General features: G+C 60.1%; 14 protein-coding genes. 5 read left to right on the top strand and 9 right to left on the bottom strand.

Annotation, left to right across the window (positions count from 1 at the left end; translation table 11 throughout):
• Window positions 1-119: 119 nt before the first annotated feature.
• Complete coding sequence (locus FDP13_RS20260; protein ID WP_033576585.1) at window positions 120-386, bottom strand: DUF1471 domain-containing protein; 267 nt, start codon at window positions 384-386, stop codon at window positions 120-122.
• Between the two features lie 218 nt (window positions 387-604).
• Here FDP13_RS20260 and FDP13_RS20255 point away from each other — a divergent pair, with 218 nt between their 5' ends.
• From FDP13_RS20255 to FDP13_RS20245, 3 genes are read left to right on the top strand one after another with little or no spacing between them, the layout of a single operon-like run.
• Window positions 605-1,975: a D-serine ammonia-lyase gene (locus FDP13_RS20255; protein WP_143840281.1), complete on the top strand. Its 1,371-nt coding sequence runs from the start codon at window positions 605-607 to the stop codon at window positions 1,973-1,975.
• Between the two features lie 12 nt (window positions 1,976-1,987).
• Window positions 1,988-2,413: a GNAT family N-acetyltransferase gene (locus tag FDP13_RS20250; RefSeq protein ID WP_143840280.1), complete on the top strand. Its 426-nt coding sequence runs from the start codon at window positions 1,988-1,990 to the stop codon at window positions 2,411-2,413.
• Window positions 2,414-2,418: 5 nt separating this feature from the next.
• Window positions 2,419-2,580, top strand: a complete 162-nt coding sequence (locus FDP13_RS20245; protein ID WP_234424451.1) for a hypothetical protein — start codon at window positions 2,419-2,421, stop codon at window positions 2,578-2,580.
• A 53-nt stretch (window positions 2,581-2,633) separates the two neighbouring features.
• Here the strand turns inward: FDP13_RS20245 and FDP13_RS20240 are convergent, their stop codons facing one another.
• The 5 genes from FDP13_RS20240 to FDP13_RS20220 form a co-directional block, all read right to left on the bottom strand.
• Window positions 2,634-3,641: an arsenic resistance protein gene (locus FDP13_RS20240; protein WP_143840282.1), complete on the bottom strand. Its 1,008-nt coding sequence runs from the start codon at window positions 3,639-3,641 to the stop codon at window positions 2,634-2,636.
• A gap of 147 nt (window positions 3,642-3,788) precedes the next feature.
• Entirely contained in the window at window positions 3,789-5,237 is a 1,449-nt protein-coding gene (locus FDP13_RS20235; RefSeq protein WP_143840279.1) for a CehA/McbA family metallohydrolase, read from the bottom strand.
• A complete protein-coding gene (locus FDP13_RS20230) occupies window positions 5,230-6,510 on the bottom strand; it encodes an extracellular solute-binding protein (protein ID WP_143840278.1) in 1,281 nt (426 codons plus the stop codon). Before FDP13_RS20230 ends, FDP13_RS20235 begins: the two co-directional genes overlap by 8 nt.
• The gene (locus FDP13_RS20225) at window positions 6,510-7,397 is read right to left on the bottom strand and encodes a carbohydrate ABC transporter permease (RefSeq protein WP_015848424.1); all 888 of its coding nucleotides are present in this window, start codon (window positions 7,395-7,397) and stop codon (window positions 6,510-6,512) included. The genes FDP13_RS20230 and FDP13_RS20225 overlap by 1 nt, the downstream gene beginning before the upstream one ends.
• Before the next feature lie 11 nt (window positions 7,398-7,408).
• Window positions 7,409-8,317 (bottom strand): carbohydrate ABC transporter permease, encoded by a 909-nt coding sequence (locus FDP13_RS20220; protein WP_143840277.1) that lies wholly within the window; start codon window positions 8,315-8,317, stop codon window positions 7,409-7,411.
• 269 nt (window positions 8,318-8,586) lie between these two features.
• Here FDP13_RS20220 and FDP13_RS20215 point away from each other — a divergent pair, with 269 nt between their 5' ends.
• On the top strand, window positions 8,587-9,870 hold the full coding sequence (locus FDP13_RS20215; protein ID WP_143840276.1) for a histidine-type phosphatase: 1,284 nt from the start codon (window positions 8,587-8,589) through the stop codon (window positions 9,868-9,870).
• Between the two features lie 141 nt (window positions 9,871-10,011).
• Here the strand turns inward: FDP13_RS20215 and FDP13_RS20210 are convergent, their stop codons facing one another.
• The 3 genes from FDP13_RS20210 to FDP13_RS20200 all read right to left on the bottom strand — a co-directional run bounded on the left by FDP13_RS20210 (window position 10,012) and on the right by FDP13_RS20200 (window position 13,453).
• Window positions 10,012-11,181 carry an MFS transporter gene (locus tag FDP13_RS20210; protein WP_143840275.1) on the bottom strand — a complete coding sequence of 390 codons (1,170 nt, stop codon included), beginning with the start codon at window positions 11,179-11,181 and terminating at the stop codon, window positions 10,012-10,014.
• 169 nt (window positions 11,182-11,350) lie between these two features.
• Complete coding sequence (locus FDP13_RS20205) at window positions 11,351-12,241, bottom strand: LysR family transcriptional regulator (protein WP_143840274.1); 891 nt, start codon at window positions 12,239-12,241, stop codon at window positions 11,351-11,353.
• A 33-nt stretch (window positions 12,242-12,274) separates the two neighbouring features.
• Window positions 12,275-13,453 (bottom strand): MFS transporter, encoded by a 1,179-nt coding sequence (locus FDP13_RS20200; protein ID WP_143840273.1) that lies wholly within the window; start codon window positions 13,451-13,453, stop codon window positions 12,275-12,277.
• 222 nt (window positions 13,454-13,675) lie between these two features.
• Between FDP13_RS20200 and FDP13_RS20195 the strand changes: the two genes are divergently transcribed.
• Window positions 13,676-14,284: a long-chain-fatty-acid--CoA ligase gene (locus FDP13_RS20195; protein WP_033576577.1), complete on the top strand. Its 609-nt coding sequence runs from the start codon at window positions 13,676-13,678 to the stop codon at window positions 14,282-14,284.
• Window positions 14,285-14,287: the final 3 nt, after the last annotated feature.

Raw genomic sequence — 14,287 nt, 5'->3', positions numbered from 1 at the left:
ATGAGGCTATTGTCGTCTACCCACTGGATCGTTCAACCGATCATTTGCTTAACCGATCGGTGTTAGCCAATTGGCGGCCATTGCTGCATGTGATATCGATGTGATTAATATCGATGTGATTAGTTGTACAGTTCCGCCACGCCGCGCAGTTGGTTATCGTTGCCGGTGGCAGAGATAATGCGGAACGATTTGGCGCCGGCGGCACTCGCTTTTTCAGACAGGCTGGCCTGCAAACCGTCCAGCGTCGCGGCGGTGGCGCTGATGCTGCCGATGGACTGGCTGGCGGATTGCTGTACTTCAGTCGCAGTGGATGTGGTCGCGGCGAAAGAACCAAAAGAAACGGTAGCCAGGGCGATAACTGCAACAATATTTTTGATAGCGTTCATGGTCAATATCCTTCACGTTGAATTCGGTTAATTTTCTTTTTTAAAGCGTCTTCGCTTTCGATGGAAGTGATAATAGACCTGTTGCCGCGACGTTAAAATCGGGTTTATTTGCAGATATATTTCAAAATATATGAATGATATTTATCCGTTTATGCCGGCCTTTTTCCAGGTCGGGTTTACTGCGGCGGTACACCCGCCGTTTACAGGAGACAACGACGATGGCCGACGCCGTATACGGTAAATCCTTACCGCAATGGTTCCGCGACTTTCCGCTGCTGGAGCCGCTGATTAATCGCCAGCCGGTGTGCTGGTTTAATCCGGCGACGGTTTCCGTGCATGATGCGCTGGGCGACGTGCCGTTAACCGGTGCCGACGTAGCCGACGCCAGCCGGCGTTTGCAACGGTTCGCGCCCTTTCTGCGCCAGGCGTTCCCGGAGCTGGAAGCCAGCGGCGGCATCATCGAGTCCGAACTGGTGCCGGTGCCGGCGTTTGCCGCGGCGATCGCCCGCCAGGCGGGGCTGGATGCGCCACCGTCAGTGTTGCTGAAGCTGGACAGCCACTTGCCGGTGGCGGGTTCGGTCAAAGCGCGCGGCGGCATCTACGAGGTGTTGTACCACGCCGAACAACTGGCGTTGCGCCACGGCCTGCTGCAAGAAAGCGATGACTATCGCCGCCTGCTGGACAACGACTGCCAACAGTGGTTTCGTCGCCACAAAGTCGCGGTCGGCTCCACCGGCAATCTGGGGATGTCGATCGGCATCGCCAGCGCCCGGCTGGGGTTTGATACCACGGTGCACATGTCCGCCGATGCCCGGCAGTGGAAGAAAGACCGGCTGCGCGCGCACGGCGTGCGGGTGGTGGAGTATGACGGCGATTACGGCCAGGCGGTGGCGCAAGGTCGCCGGGAAGCCTTGTCCGACCCGAGTTGCCACTTTATCGACGATGAAAATTCCACCTCGCTGTTTCTGGGTTACGCGGTGGCGGGGGAACGGCTAAAAGCACAGTTTGCCGCGCAGGGCCGGGTGGTGGATGCCGAGCACCCGCTGTTCGTTTATCTGCCGTGCGGCGTCGGCGGTGCGCCCGGCGGCATCAGCTTCGGGCTGAAACTGGCGTTTGGCGATCACGTCCACTGCATTTTCGCCGAACCGACCGAATCTCCCTGTATGCTGATGGGCGTCTACACCGGCCTGCACGATCAACTGGCGGTGCAGGATTTCGGCATCAGCAACCGCACCACCGCCGACGGGCTGGCGGTCGGTCGCCCGTCCGGCTTTGTCGGCAACGCCATGCAGCGGCTGATCGACGGTTACTACACGCTGCCGGATGACGAGATGCTGGCGCTACTGCATGTGATGCACGACACCCAGCAGATTCTGCTGGAGCCGTCTGCACTGGCGGGCGCACCGGGTTTTTTGCGTCTGTTGCAGGAAGATCAGGGCTACCGCCGGCGTGCGCCGCTGACGCCGCAGCGTTGCCGGCAAGGCACCCATGTTATCTGGGCCACCGGCGGCGGCATGGTGCCGGAAGACGAGATGGCTCGCTACCTGCAAGCCGGCGAAGCCGCCAGCCGCCGGTTACTTAAACCGTAAGGAAACGCCCCGATGCTTATCGATTTTACGCCGGCGGATTACCCGCGCCTGATTCGCTGGATAGACAATGCCGAACTGAATCTGCTGTGGGGCGGGCCCACCTATGCGTTTCCGATCACCCTCGCGCAGATTAGCGAGCATCTGGCTAATCCGCAGTTTGTGCCGTATCTGTTTGAACATCAGGGCGACATCGTGGGATTTGTCGAGCTGTCTCAGGTGGAGCCGCACCACAGCCGGCTGTGCCGGGTGTTTATCGACCCGGCGTACCGTGGGCGCGGGCTGGCGCGCACGATGTTGCAAGCCGCCATTCGACAGGCGGTGGAGCGATTTAAGGCGCAAGCCGTATCGCTATCTCTGTCGGTGTTTATACCCAAAATAATTCGAGTTGCAGGAAGGCGGCGACGCAGCGAATCCCCGGGAGCTTACTCAAGTAAGTGACCGGGGTGAGCGAGGAAAGCCAACGCACCTGCAACTCGAAGTATGACGGGGATAGCCATAACCACAGCGCACGGCGCTGTTACCAGTCACTCGGTTTTCACATCATCGCCACCGCCCCGTTCGGTAATCAGGGGCTGGAACTGATGACGATGCGCCTGACGCTGTAACGCCCCGGCATGTCGGCCGACCTCATGCCATACGCCGATCGGGTGTTCGGTGATTATTGTTCAGATCGCCCGGTCGAATGTGATTGTCCGCCCGTAAAACGCAGGCGCGGCACCCAGCGGATATAAACCAGTTCCGCCAACAGCTCCACCAGTGTTTGCGTCACCACCACCGCCGGTATCACCGGCAGCGCATCCGGTATCGCCAGCGCCAGCGGTAAAATCACCAGTGCATTGCGGGTCGCGCCGCTGAATACCAGTGCGCGGCCCGAGGGAGCCGGCAGCAACCACAACCTCGCCATCAACCAGCCCAACGCCGGCGCCAGCACGGCAAACAACAGATAAACCGGCAATGCCTGCCGTACCGCGCCGGTCGCCAGCCCCAACCGCGGCACCACAAACGCCATAATCAGCGCCAGCACCAGCGCGGTGGCCGGCACCGGCAACAACCCGAGCCAGCCGGTCACCACTGCACCGGCAGGGTAGTGCGCCGCCCAGCGCTGAACGGCAGCAGCCAGCAACAGCGGCAACGCCATCAGCACGATGAACGCGTGCAGGAAAGGCGTCGCGTCGATGTTGAGCACGGTGGTCCGCGGCAACAGCAGCGGCAACCACAACGGCAGCAGCAACATCTGCAACACCAGCAAAACCGGCGTCGCCGCCAGCAGTAAGCGGGAATCCGCGCCGCCCTGATGCGAAAAAGTCACCACATAATCGACGCACGGGCACAGCAGCACGATAGCGACGCCCACCGCCACCAGCGGCTCCAGTGGCCACAGGCGCAGCAGCAACGCCACCAGCAGCGGTATCGCCACAAAATTCGTCGCCACCAGCGCCAGCATAAAACGCAAATGGGCCAACGCCGCCAGCAGGCGGGACAACGGCAATTGCAGAAAGGTGGCGAACAGCATCAGCGCCAGCGCGGGGTTAATCGCCTGCGCCAGTGCGTCCGAGGGCGGCCAGCGCCACGCCAGCACGGCGGCGACCAGCATGGTCAGCAGATAGAGGGCGGTTTGACTGCGCTCCAGCCAGCCGCCCCAGCGTGATAATAATGACATGGGCATCATCAGAGCGTCGTTGATGTCTTTCGTCCGAAGGTGGCGCCGACTATGCCATTAATCACGGCGAGGCACCACCCGCTGCCCACCGTCGCCTGCTCCATTATCCGGCGATTACCCGACGCGATGACGCCGACAGCCCGTCATCCGGCATTAGCGCGGCAACCGGGCGGCGGCTTCGCCCCAGGTGGTAAAGGTCTGGCTAGCGAAAATCGGATGAGCGCCGTTATACAGCGGATTGATCAGCCCGGCAAAACCGCCGCCCGGCGCACGAATATCGATGCGACACCACGGCCAGTTGGTCAGCGGCAGCGTAAAGCTCACCTCGTCGCGCCCCAGCGCATGGCGTGCAATCACGCCGCCCCCCGCGATACATTCCGCCAGGTAACCCGGTCGATCATCTTCGATGGCGAGGGTCGCCTGCACCGTGCGCGCGCCGACATTCTGCCCCGGCAACACCTCACCGTCGTCGAACCGGAAACGCAGGCCGCACTGCCTATCGATATACACCCGCCCCTGACGCAAGCCATGCAGAATAGCGTCGCCGCTCAGACCGTGGGCAAACACCAGCGTCGTCGGGTCGCCGTATACCGAAGGCTGGGTGGCGCCCTCATAGCGTTCGTCCGGCCGCAGATGACAATCGCTGCCGCCGACGGCGGCGATACGCCAGCCGCCGTTCCACAACGTGCTCAGCATCTGCAATGCTCGTTCGGTAGCGGCGGCCGACGTCGGCCAGCTTGGGTCGCAACAGACTTCCAGCGTGTTGATGCGCGCCAGCGGCATCGCCGCATACTGCCAGTGCCACGGCGGCATCATCGGATGGTTGATGCTGATGCTGCCGTCGCCGGTGGCATTCAACGACAACCCTTGACGGATCAGCGCCTCCGGCGTGATGTCCCCCTCGTGCAGCATCAGTACCCGGCGCGGGCCATGCACATTGAAGTGACCGATATCGGTGGTCACCTCCAGTGCGGGCAGGAACAGGGTACGGCCTCCGGCCGGCAGCGCCGGATGGCAGAGGTTATGTTCGGTCAGGAACAGAAAATCAAGCTGCTGCGCTTGCGCCAGCGCTCTCGCCGCCGCCAGGCTGTTGTGCCCGTCCGACAGCCGGGTGTGGGCGTGCAAGTCGCCGCGATACCAACGGGACGCCGGTTCAAAGCAGGCGGAATAATCAAAACACACCTGATGATCGCCGCGTAACGCCACCGTCAGCGGCAGGTCGTCCGGCGGCGGCAACGGCGCATCGAACGCCACGGTGATGTCGTAATCCGCCTGAGTTGGGTGATTGGCCTGCGCCGGAATGCTGCACAGCGCCAACCGCCACGTTCCTGCAGGCAATGGCCCCGGTATGCCGCCCAACGGCAGCGCCCGCTGGGCGGCGATAGTCACCGACTTGGCGATAGTCACCGACTTGGCGGTCGGTTCAATCAGCAGATTGGCGCGCAGTTGCTGACCGGCGTCGTAGACAAACGCGTACAGGTAGCTTTTGTTGCGGTTGAGCGCGGTCAGCGTCAGGCCGTCGATCCCTTCCGGCACGCAAAATTCCACCTGCCCACGCCCCGCCGTCAGGCAACCAGCCAGCGTCAGCCCCGGCTTATTCATTGATGCGATCCAGCGCTTTCTGCGCTTTACGGGCCGCGTCGGTCAATGCCTGCTGCGCCGGTTTGTTCTCGATTTCCACCTGATCGGCGGCAACGGTCAGCGCGTCCAGAATTTTGCCTTTGGTCGGGTCGATAAAATCCATACTGGCGGATTTCGCCTGCTGCACCGGCACGGCGGCCTGCGGGTTGGCGGCGACGTATTTCTGGTAGCCCGCGTCCTGCAATACGCTTTCGCGTACCGGAATATAACCCGTGAACATTGACCAGCGGGCGGTATTGGCGGCGCTGGTGTAAAAACGCATAAACGCAAAAGCGCCCTTCGCCGCCGCGTCCGGCGCGTCGGTCGGCATCACAAATACCAGCGCGCCCGCCTGCGGCGCCGCCGGATTGTTGCCCCAACCCGGTTGAGGCAACGCCGCCAGCCGCTGAAAATCAAGATCGCCCTGATCGCCGGATGAGCCGGTATACCCGAACGCCCGATCTTTCATCACATCGTCGATGGTTTTATACCAGTACTCCCAGCCCTGGCCGCCGTGGTAGATACGCATGATACGGTCTTCATGAATCCAGCGGCGGAAGCTGTCCCACACCTCCACCCATGCCGGCGAATCGATCAGCACTTTTTTGCCGTCTTCGCTGAGGATGCGCCCGCCGTTGGACAACGCGGCGTCCATCAGATTGCCCGGCCCCCACATCGGCTCCCAACCGTAATACTGGGTGTTGCCGCCGGCGTCTTTCCGGGTGACCGCCGCCGCCACGTTCGCCAGTCCTTGCCAGGTTTTCAGGTCATCCGGCGTAAAGCCGTGCTGCGCCAGCACCGCCTGGTTGTAGTAAAGCACCTGCGTTGTGCCGTAGGCAGGCAAGCCGTAAACGCTGCCGTCCGGCCGGGTAACCTGACGGCGGAACGCACCGATAAAATCGGTGAAACGGAAGCGGCTATCCATGTAAGGGCGCATATCGCGCAACAGTTTGCGCTCCGCCAGCGCCGTTCCCTGCAAGGCGGTCAACAGCGCGAACGCCGGGGCGTTTTTCGCCGCCATGCCGGCCTGCAATTTTTGCCAGGTTTCATCGTAATTACCCTGTAATGCGCTTTTCACCACGTATTGATCCTGACTACGGTTAAATTCGTCGATCAGCGTCAGCATCATCTTTTGCGGTTTAGTACCGCCGGAATACCAGAAGTTCACCTCAGTGACGGCCTGTGCCGGTGTGATCAGCAACAGCACGCACAGCGCACCGCCCACACGCCACAGCCCTTTGCGTACGGTCATCATTATTCTTTCACTCCACTATCGGAAAAGCCGGACAGGATAATTCGTTGGCATAACAGGAATAAAATCAGCATCGGCATCACGACAATGGCGCTGGCCGCCATAATATTCGACCAGTTAAAACCATAATCGCCTCCGGAAATAAAATACTGCCGGATACCGATAGAAATTAAATTCAGCGCAGGTGACGTAATCACCAGACTGGGCCACATATAGCTGTTGTAATTGGTGATAAAAATAAGCAGAAATAACGTAGCCAGCACCGGCTTTATTTGCGGCAGCACCATCGTGCGCAGCAACGTCCATTCTCCGGCACCGTCGATACGCGCCGCTTCCATTAATGACGGATGAATTTTTTTCAGCGCCTGATGCAAATAAAACACCCCCATCGCACTGACTGCGTTGGAAAAGATCAGCCCGGTATGGCTATCCAGCAAATGCAATTTAGCCAGAATGATGTAACAGGGAATATAGGTCACCGCGCCGGGCAACATATAGCACACCATCACCATGCCATAGAGCAGACGGCTGGTTTTACCGCGCAGTTGGACGACGGCATAAGCAAACAGCACGCTGTTGCTCACCACCAGCAGCGATGTCAGCAGCGCCACCGTCAGGCTGTTGTACATAAACAAGCCGAAATGCGTATCGCGCCATACGGTAGCGAATGAAGAAAAATCGGGGCGCGACGGCAACAGTTGCAGCGGATGGCGGAAAATCTCGTCATTGGTTTTCAGCGCGCCGGACAGCATCCACACAAACGGGAACACCATCAGCAAACCGGCCACCATCAATAACAGGTGTTTCAGCAGCGCCTGGGCGGGAAAAACGGCACGACGCCTGGATGAAGCAATCGTCGGTTTGGCAATCGTGACTGGCGACGACACCATAGCCATGCTCCTTAAAAGTATACCCAGCGGCGGGCAACCAGCGTGTTGACCAGCGACAGCGAGCCCGCCAACAGCAGGATCATTACCGCGGTGGCGGCGGCCGGCCCCATACTGAACTGCTGAAACGCCTGCTGGTAAAACAGGTACATCAGCGTGCGGGTGCTGTTGCCGGGGCCGCCCTGCGTCAGCATTTGAAATTGATCGAATGCCTGAACGGCATTCACCAGATTGACGACCAACAGGAAAAAAGTGGTGGGAGAAATCAGCGGCAGTGTGATGATTAACAGCCGCCTGGCGCGGCTACCGCCGTCCAGCCGTGCGGCGTCGTATAAGTCGGCGGGAATGCGGTTAAGCGCAGTGATAAAGAGCATCATCGTCCAGCCGATGCCTTGCCATATCGTGACCGTCACCACCGCCAGCATGGCGCTGCCCGGCTGCTCCAGCCAGGGCACGCCGGCGTAACCGAACAGACCGAGTAGTTGATTAGCCAGCCCGGCGCGGGAATCAAACACCCATGACCACACCACGGATACCGCCACCGTCGGGGTAATCCACGGAGAAAAGATCATCGCCTGATAGCCGCGCTGCCCGCGGCACTGGCGATGCAGCAGCAGTGCAAAACCCAGCCCCAGCACGACGACCGGGATGACCACCGCCACGGCGAATACCAACGTATGCCCCAGCGCGCCGGCAAAATCATCGCTGTGCAACACATCACGATAATTATCCATACCGACGAGATGATAATCCGGCGAAATATAATCCCAGTCGGTGAAGCTGATATACAGGCTGCAAAAAAAAGGGATTACCCAAAATAGCCATAATGGGATCAGCAACGGAGCAATAAACCCTACCCTGATCAACCTCATGCCCCAAAATCTGCCGTGGTTAACCCGCGTCGGTTTTTTATTGACCGTCATGATGTCTCCATAAATCCCACCCGCTATCAATCCGCCAAGCCTAAAATCGGTCTGTGACAACAGGCCGGCAAAAAAAAGACAGTTTTATGATTCAGACTTTTCTTTTTTCATTTCATCGTGTTCAGGGTGAAAGTGATATTTTCTCTTCAACAATTTTGTTTACAAATTGAAAGAAAACCCACGATTCTTACATAGAAAAAATATTCTTCCTGCCACCACCATCGCTTAGCCTTGGCGGTAGCCAAAAGGCATCTACCTGAGGATTAATTATGTTGTTCACACGCAAGATCGTTGCCGGGTTGTTGGTGTCGGCGTTGCCCTGGCTGGCGGCGCAGGCGGAAACGACCCCGTCGGGCTGGACGCTGGAAAAAGTCGTGGAAGTCAGCCGTCATGGCGTTCGCCCGCCGACCGAAGGCAACGTTAAAACCATTCAGGAAGGCACCGGCCGCAACTGGCCGACCTGGCTGACCCATTACGGCGAACTGACCGGCCACGGCTACGCGGCGGCCGTGCTAAAAGGCCAGTACGAAGGGCAGTACCTGCGTCAGCACGGGTTACTTAGTCAGAATTGCCCGACGCCCGGCGACGTGTTTGTCTGGGCCAGCCCGCTGCAACGCACGCAGGAAACCGCCATGGCGCTGATGGATGGTGTATTCCCCGGTTGCGGCGTGGTGATTCGCGGCCCGGAGAGTGAAGACAACGACACATTGTTCCATGCCGAGACGGCCGGCGTGCAGATGGATCAGGAACAGGTGAAAGCCTCTTTGCAAAACGCGATGCAGGGTAAAAGCGCCGAACAAATTCAGGCGGAGTGGCAACCGGCCATCGATCGCCTGAAACAGGCGGTCTGCCTGCCGGATACCGCTTGCCCGGCGTTCAGCGCCAAATGGGAAGTGAAAGAAAGTAAGAAAGGGAATATCTCGCTGCACGGTCCGGAAGCGCTGGCCAATATGGCGGAAACCATCCGCTTGTCCTACAGCAATAACAACCCGCTCGGCCAGGTGGCCTTCGGCAATGCCGGGACCGCTGCCGCGGTGGCGGCGCTGATGCCGCTGTTGACCGCCAACTACGATTTCACCAACGACCTGCCCTATGTGGCACGGCGCGGCGGTTCGATACTGATGAACCAGATAGCCCTGGCGCTTAACCCGGAACGACATCAGGAGGATGCCCCACCCGATGCCAAATGGCTGCTATACGTGGCGCACGATACCAACATCGCGAAACTGCGTGCCATGCTGGGCTTCACCTGGCAGATGGGCGACTACCCGCGCGGCAATATCCCGCCCGCCGGCAGCCTGATCTTCGAGCGCTGGCGCAACGCGCAGTCCGGTCAACGCTTCGTGCGCATCTACTTTCAGGCGCAATCGCTGGACCAGATTCGCGGGTTGACCACGTTGGATAACGACCATCCGCCGCTGCGCAGCGAATTCTCAATCAACGGTTGCCAGAAAACCGATGTCGGCACCCTGTGTCCGTACGATGCCGTGATGAAGCGCCTCAACGAATCGGTGGATCGCACCGCGCTGCTGCCGGTGCGCTACGCGCTGTAATGCGTCGAGTCGCAGAGCCGTTGGCTTAATGGCTCACCCGGCCGTTGACGGTTATCAGCAACCGGGAGGATTCTCCCGGTTGCTGCATGGTCAAGCTCAAATCTTTAGGGCATGGCCGTCATGGGTGGACCCCGCTCGTGATTAACGACGGCTGGCCGCCACCAGCGCCAGCAACGCAACCCCGTCGGCAAACAGCGTTACCGGTAGCCAGCCGCCGGCCTGCCAGGCCGCCATCGCACCGCTGGAACCCAACGCCCCACCCAGGAACATACCGCCCATGAACAGCGTATTGATACGACCGCGTGCGGCTGGTTGCAGCCCATAAATCACATGCTGATGAGCGATCAACGCACTCTGTACCCCGAGATCCAGCAGTATCACTCCGACCATTAGGCCCGCCAGCGCGCCCCACAGACCAAACACGCCCCACGCCAGCAACGTGAGCAACGCCCCCAGCAGAATCACCGGTCGGCTACCGATGCGATCCGCCAGCCGGCCGGCCACCGGTGCAGCGGTAATACCTGCCACGCCAATGACGCCGAACAGGCCAGCCGCCGCGGCTCCCAGCGGATGACTGCCGCTGGCGAGATACAACGCCAGAATGCTCCAGAACGCGCTAAACGATGCGAACAGCGCCCCCTGAATCCAGGTGGCGCGACGCAATGCCGGCTCCGCGCGCCACAGCGTCAACAGTGAACGCATCAGCGAACGCCAGGACAGCGCGGATGATGACGGCAGTGCGGGCAGCATACGCCCCATCAGCGCCGCGCCAGCCAGTGCCAGCGGCACGCTCAGCCAAAACATAGCGCGCCACCCGGCGGCATCCGCCACCAGCCCGGCCAACGTCCGGCTAAGCAGAATACCGCTCAATAATCCGCTCATCACGGTGCCGACCACTGCGCCGCGCTGCCCTTCGCCCGCCACCATCGCCGCAACCGGCACAATCTGCTGCGCCACCGTCGCGCCGATGCCAATCAATACCGACGCCAACAGCAATACCGGTGCCGATGGCGCCAACGCCGCCAGCCCTGAAGCCAGCGCCAGCAACAAAAATTGCCAGACGATCAGCCGTCGCCGTTCAAACTTGTCGCCCAGCGGCACCAGCATCAGCAATCCCAGCGCATAACCGAGCTGGGTGGCGGTGGGGATCAGGGACGTCGCGTCGCTGCCGGGAAAGCCGGCGGTCATCAGGCCGAGCATCGGCTGGTTGTAATAGATATTGGCGACCGCCACACCGCTGGCGGCCGCCATGGCAAAAATCAACGGTTTACCCGTCCGTACGGTGTCATCGCTGTAAGATACTGTGCTCATGGTCATCTCCGTAGTTGCCTGTCTGAAGGTTGCTTTCCCCTCAGGCCAAAGGCACCGTCACTCGGCACGACATGGGGGACAGGGTTCAGCATAGGTAACGCCACTTCAGCGCAGAAGAGCGCCATCAGCCATAAGATTTATTCCAGAATGGAATAGAGGAGAGAGGGGATCAGACAGGCGTAGACAGATGCTGAACCACAAATTCGGTGAACGCCCGGGCGCGGGCCGACGTCAATCGGCCGCCGGGGTAAACAGCCCACAGATCCATCACGCCGATATGCCAGTCGGTCAGCGCCGTCACTACTACGCCGCTCGCCAGCTCCGGCGCAAACATCCATGCCGACGCCACCGTCAGGCCGTTGCCCGCCAGCACCGCTTCCCGCACGCCTTCCGCCGCCGTAGTGCGGATACGCCCAGACAGCGTAACCTGGCATTGTCGGTCATCCCGGCGAAACCGCCAGTTGCCGGGAGTATCGGCTTGCAGGTAAAGCACCGCGTCGTGGTTTTCCAGCGCCTCGGGCGAGGCTGGTAGGCCGTGGGCGGCAAAATACGCCGGCGTAGCCAGCAACCGCATCGGCGCCGAGCCCATCTTTCGGGCAGTCACCCCGGAATCTTTCAGGTCGCCCAGCCGCAGCGCCACGTCAATGCCTTCGGCGATCAGATCCACCGGGCGATCATCCAAAATGGTGTCCACCTTTAGTTGCGGATGCTGCGACATAAACACATGCAAATGGGGCAGCACATGCAACCGGGCAAACGTCACCGGCGCCGACACCCGCAAATAACCGCTCAGCTCGCCGTTGCCGCCACGCACCTCGTCCTGCGCATCGTGCAGTTGTTGCAACGCCGGAGCAACCTGCCCATAGAATCGCTGCCCGGCCTCGGTGGGCGTCAGGCCACGGGTGGAGCGCAGCAACAGTTTGACCGCCAGTTGCTGCTCAAGCTGCATAATGGCTTTGGAGATAGCAGGTTGCCCGATACCCAAACGGCGCGACGCCGCAGAAAAGGACCCGCTCTCGTACACACAAACAAAGGTTTCCAGTGTTGCCAGACGATCCATTTTCTCCTCCGGTGAGTCACCACTACTACAACGCTACTCGACCGCTTCCGCACGCACCGCGCCACCCACGCACCGCCGCGTCGCGGGAAGCATGTTGGCGGCCAGAAACAGCAGCCCCAGCAATGCCAACATGATGATCAACCCATCACGGCCGTACCATTGCATCAGCGAGCCGCTCACCAGCGGACCGCTGAAGCTGCCGACGCCCCACAACACGCCGAACAAGGCGTTGATCGCCACCAGATCGACGCCGCTGAACTGTTTGCCCGCACGCACCAGCGACAGGGTATAAAGACTGCCCGCCACCGCGCCCAGCAGAAAAACGTTCGCCCACACCCAGTCGGTGCCGTAGCTAAACGGCAAGCCGGCCAACATCAGCACGAACAGCCCCCCGCAAACCACATGCACCCGCACCGTGCCCAGCTTGTCGGAAACCCACCCCAGCGGCACCTGCAACAACGCATCACCGATAAACAGCACGGTGACCAGCAGCACCGCCAAAGATTCCTCATAGCCGTGCGCCATGCCGTACAACGGCAGCATCGACAGCACCGCGCCGTCAAAAAAGGCAAAGGCAAACACCGCCGTAGCCAGCGCGGGGGCGGCCAGCAACAGTGAAAACAGGTTATGTTGCCGATGGGCGCTCAACGCCAGCCCGGAAAAAGACGCACCGGGCACCATCAGCAGGCACAGGCCATGCAGTGCCAGAATCAGCCACAATCCGGTCGGGTCTTCCTGGCCGGTCAATGAAATCAGCAGCGGCCCCAGCAGTTGCAGGCCGGTAAACGCAGTGGCATACAAGCCGACCAATACGCCCCGACGGTGCTCGGCGGTATGGCCGCTGACCCAGGACTCGCCGATAACGATAATCAGCCCGCAGCAAAAACCCATCAAAAAACGCGGCGCCGCCAACAGCACCACGTTGTCCAGATAAAACGATAACGTCAGGCTGATCCCCATTCCCCATGTCGACAGCGCCAGCAACCGGCCTACCGGCCAGCGCATCGCTACCGGCGCCGCCACCCAGGAAGAGACGAACACGCCGATCGCCGGTAACGCGGACATCATGCCGGTCAGTGCGGAACCGTATCCCAGCGCCGTCAGTTTCAGCGTCACCAGCGGGATGGAATATCCCTGAACCAGCCCCACCAACGAGGCGCTGGTCATTACCACCAGAATCGCCAGTTGATGCGCGCGGCGCGATGTCGACATGCTTATTCTCCGTTCGTCGTGGCTTATCAGGACGCCGATTATACCGGATACCGACATCCTATTGGATTTCAACATCACCGGCAGATTTCAGCGACAAATCCTACAGTAAGGCGTTTTTTTAGTCGTCTTAAGTCTCTCTTAATGCTCCCCCGTTAGCATGACACCATCGCATCCTCAGCGGCCGCCTCCACGACTGTCAACGCGCCATTCAGGAGTTAAGACATGAACTTTTATCAACAACTGCAATCCGCCACCTCAACATCGCAACAATTGATGATGTCCGCTCCCGTCATTCACGCCTGCCGTCAGGGGACCATTACCGCAGAAATGTACGTTACTTTTCTGACGCAGATTTACCACCACGTCAGCTATACCGTGCCGCTGTTGATGGCTGCGAGTATGCGCGTCCCCCTGCATCAGGAGTGGGCCCGCCAGGCGATGACGGCGTACATCGACGCCGAAAATGATTACAAGGTATCGCTTCGCCGCAAAATTCGCGCCTGTGGCGTTGAAATGGATACCTGGCGCCAGCGTGCGGTCGCGCAGTGGATAGAGTGGATGGCCGCCTATTTTTACGATCAGATCCAGCGCGGCAACCCGATGAGCGTCTTCGGCCTGATGCACGTGCTGGAAGGCCTTAATCTCAACATTACGACCAGCACTACCGGTCAATCGCCATCGCGGGCACCGACGAATCAGACGCTGCAACCGTGCTTCGCCGCACTGATGGACAACATTAACGACTCAGCCGATCAGGCCGCCATCATCCACGCCGCTCACGTGGTTTATCGGCTGTACGGTGATATGCTGCGCAGCCTCACGGAGCACTAAGAC

Source organism: Dickeya sp. ws52, from assembly GCF_007210685.1.
GTDB lineage: Bacteria > Pseudomonadota > Gammaproteobacteria > Enterobacterales > Enterobacteriaceae > Dickeya > Dickeya chrysanthemi.
This window is presented reverse-complemented; position numbering and strand designations above follow the sequence as displayed.

What these genes read in the sequence shown, in the direction of transcription:
- FDP13_RS20260 (WP_033576585.1), bottom strand. Translation starts at nt 386, where the DNA reads ATGAACGCTATCAAAAATATTGTTGCAGTTATCGCCCTGGCTACCGTT.
- FDP13_RS20255 (WP_143840281.1), top strand. Translation starts at nt 605, where the DNA reads ATGGCCGACGCCGTATACGGTAAATCCTTACCGCAATGGTTCCGCGAC.
- FDP13_RS20250 (WP_143840280.1), top strand. Translation starts at nt 1,988, where the DNA reads ATGCTTATCGATTTTACGCCGGCGGATTACCCGCGCCTGATTCGCTGG.
- FDP13_RS20240 (WP_143840282.1), bottom strand. Translation starts at nt 3,641, where the DNA reads ATGCCCATGTCATTATTATCACGCTGGGGCGGCTGGCTGGAGCGCAGT.
- FDP13_RS20235 (WP_143840279.1), bottom strand. Translation starts at nt 5,237, where the DNA reads ATGAATAAGCCGGGGCTGACGCTGGCTGGTTGCCTGACGGCGGGGCGT.
- FDP13_RS20230 (WP_143840278.1), bottom strand. Translation starts at nt 6,510, where the DNA reads ATGATGACCGTACGCAAAGGGCTGTGGCGTGTGGGCGGTGCGCTGTGC.
- FDP13_RS20225 (WP_015848424.1), bottom strand. Translation starts at nt 7,397, where the DNA reads ATGGTGTCGTCGCCAGTCACGATTGCCAAACCGACGATTGCTTCATCC.
- FDP13_RS20220 (WP_143840277.1), bottom strand. Translation starts at nt 8,317, where the DNA reads ATGACGGTCAATAAAAAACCGACGCGGGTTAACCACGGCAGATTTTGG.
- FDP13_RS20215 (WP_143840276.1), top strand. Translation starts at nt 8,587, where the DNA reads ATGTTGTTCACACGCAAGATCGTTGCCGGGTTGTTGGTGTCGGCGTTG.
- FDP13_RS20210 (WP_143840275.1), bottom strand. Translation starts at nt 11,181, where the DNA reads ATGAGCACAGTATCTTACAGCGATGACACCGTACGGACGGGTAAACCG.
- FDP13_RS20205 (WP_143840274.1), bottom strand. Translation starts at nt 12,241, where the DNA reads ATGGATCGTCTGGCAACACTGGAAACCTTTGTTTGTGTGTACGAGAGC.
- FDP13_RS20200 (WP_143840273.1), bottom strand. Translation starts at nt 13,453, where the DNA reads ATGTCGACATCGCGCCGCGCGCATCAACTGGCGATTCTGGTGGTAATG.
- FDP13_RS20195 (WP_033576577.1), top strand. Translation starts at nt 13,676, where the DNA reads ATGAACTTTTATCAACAACTGCAATCCGCCACCTCAACATCGCAACAA.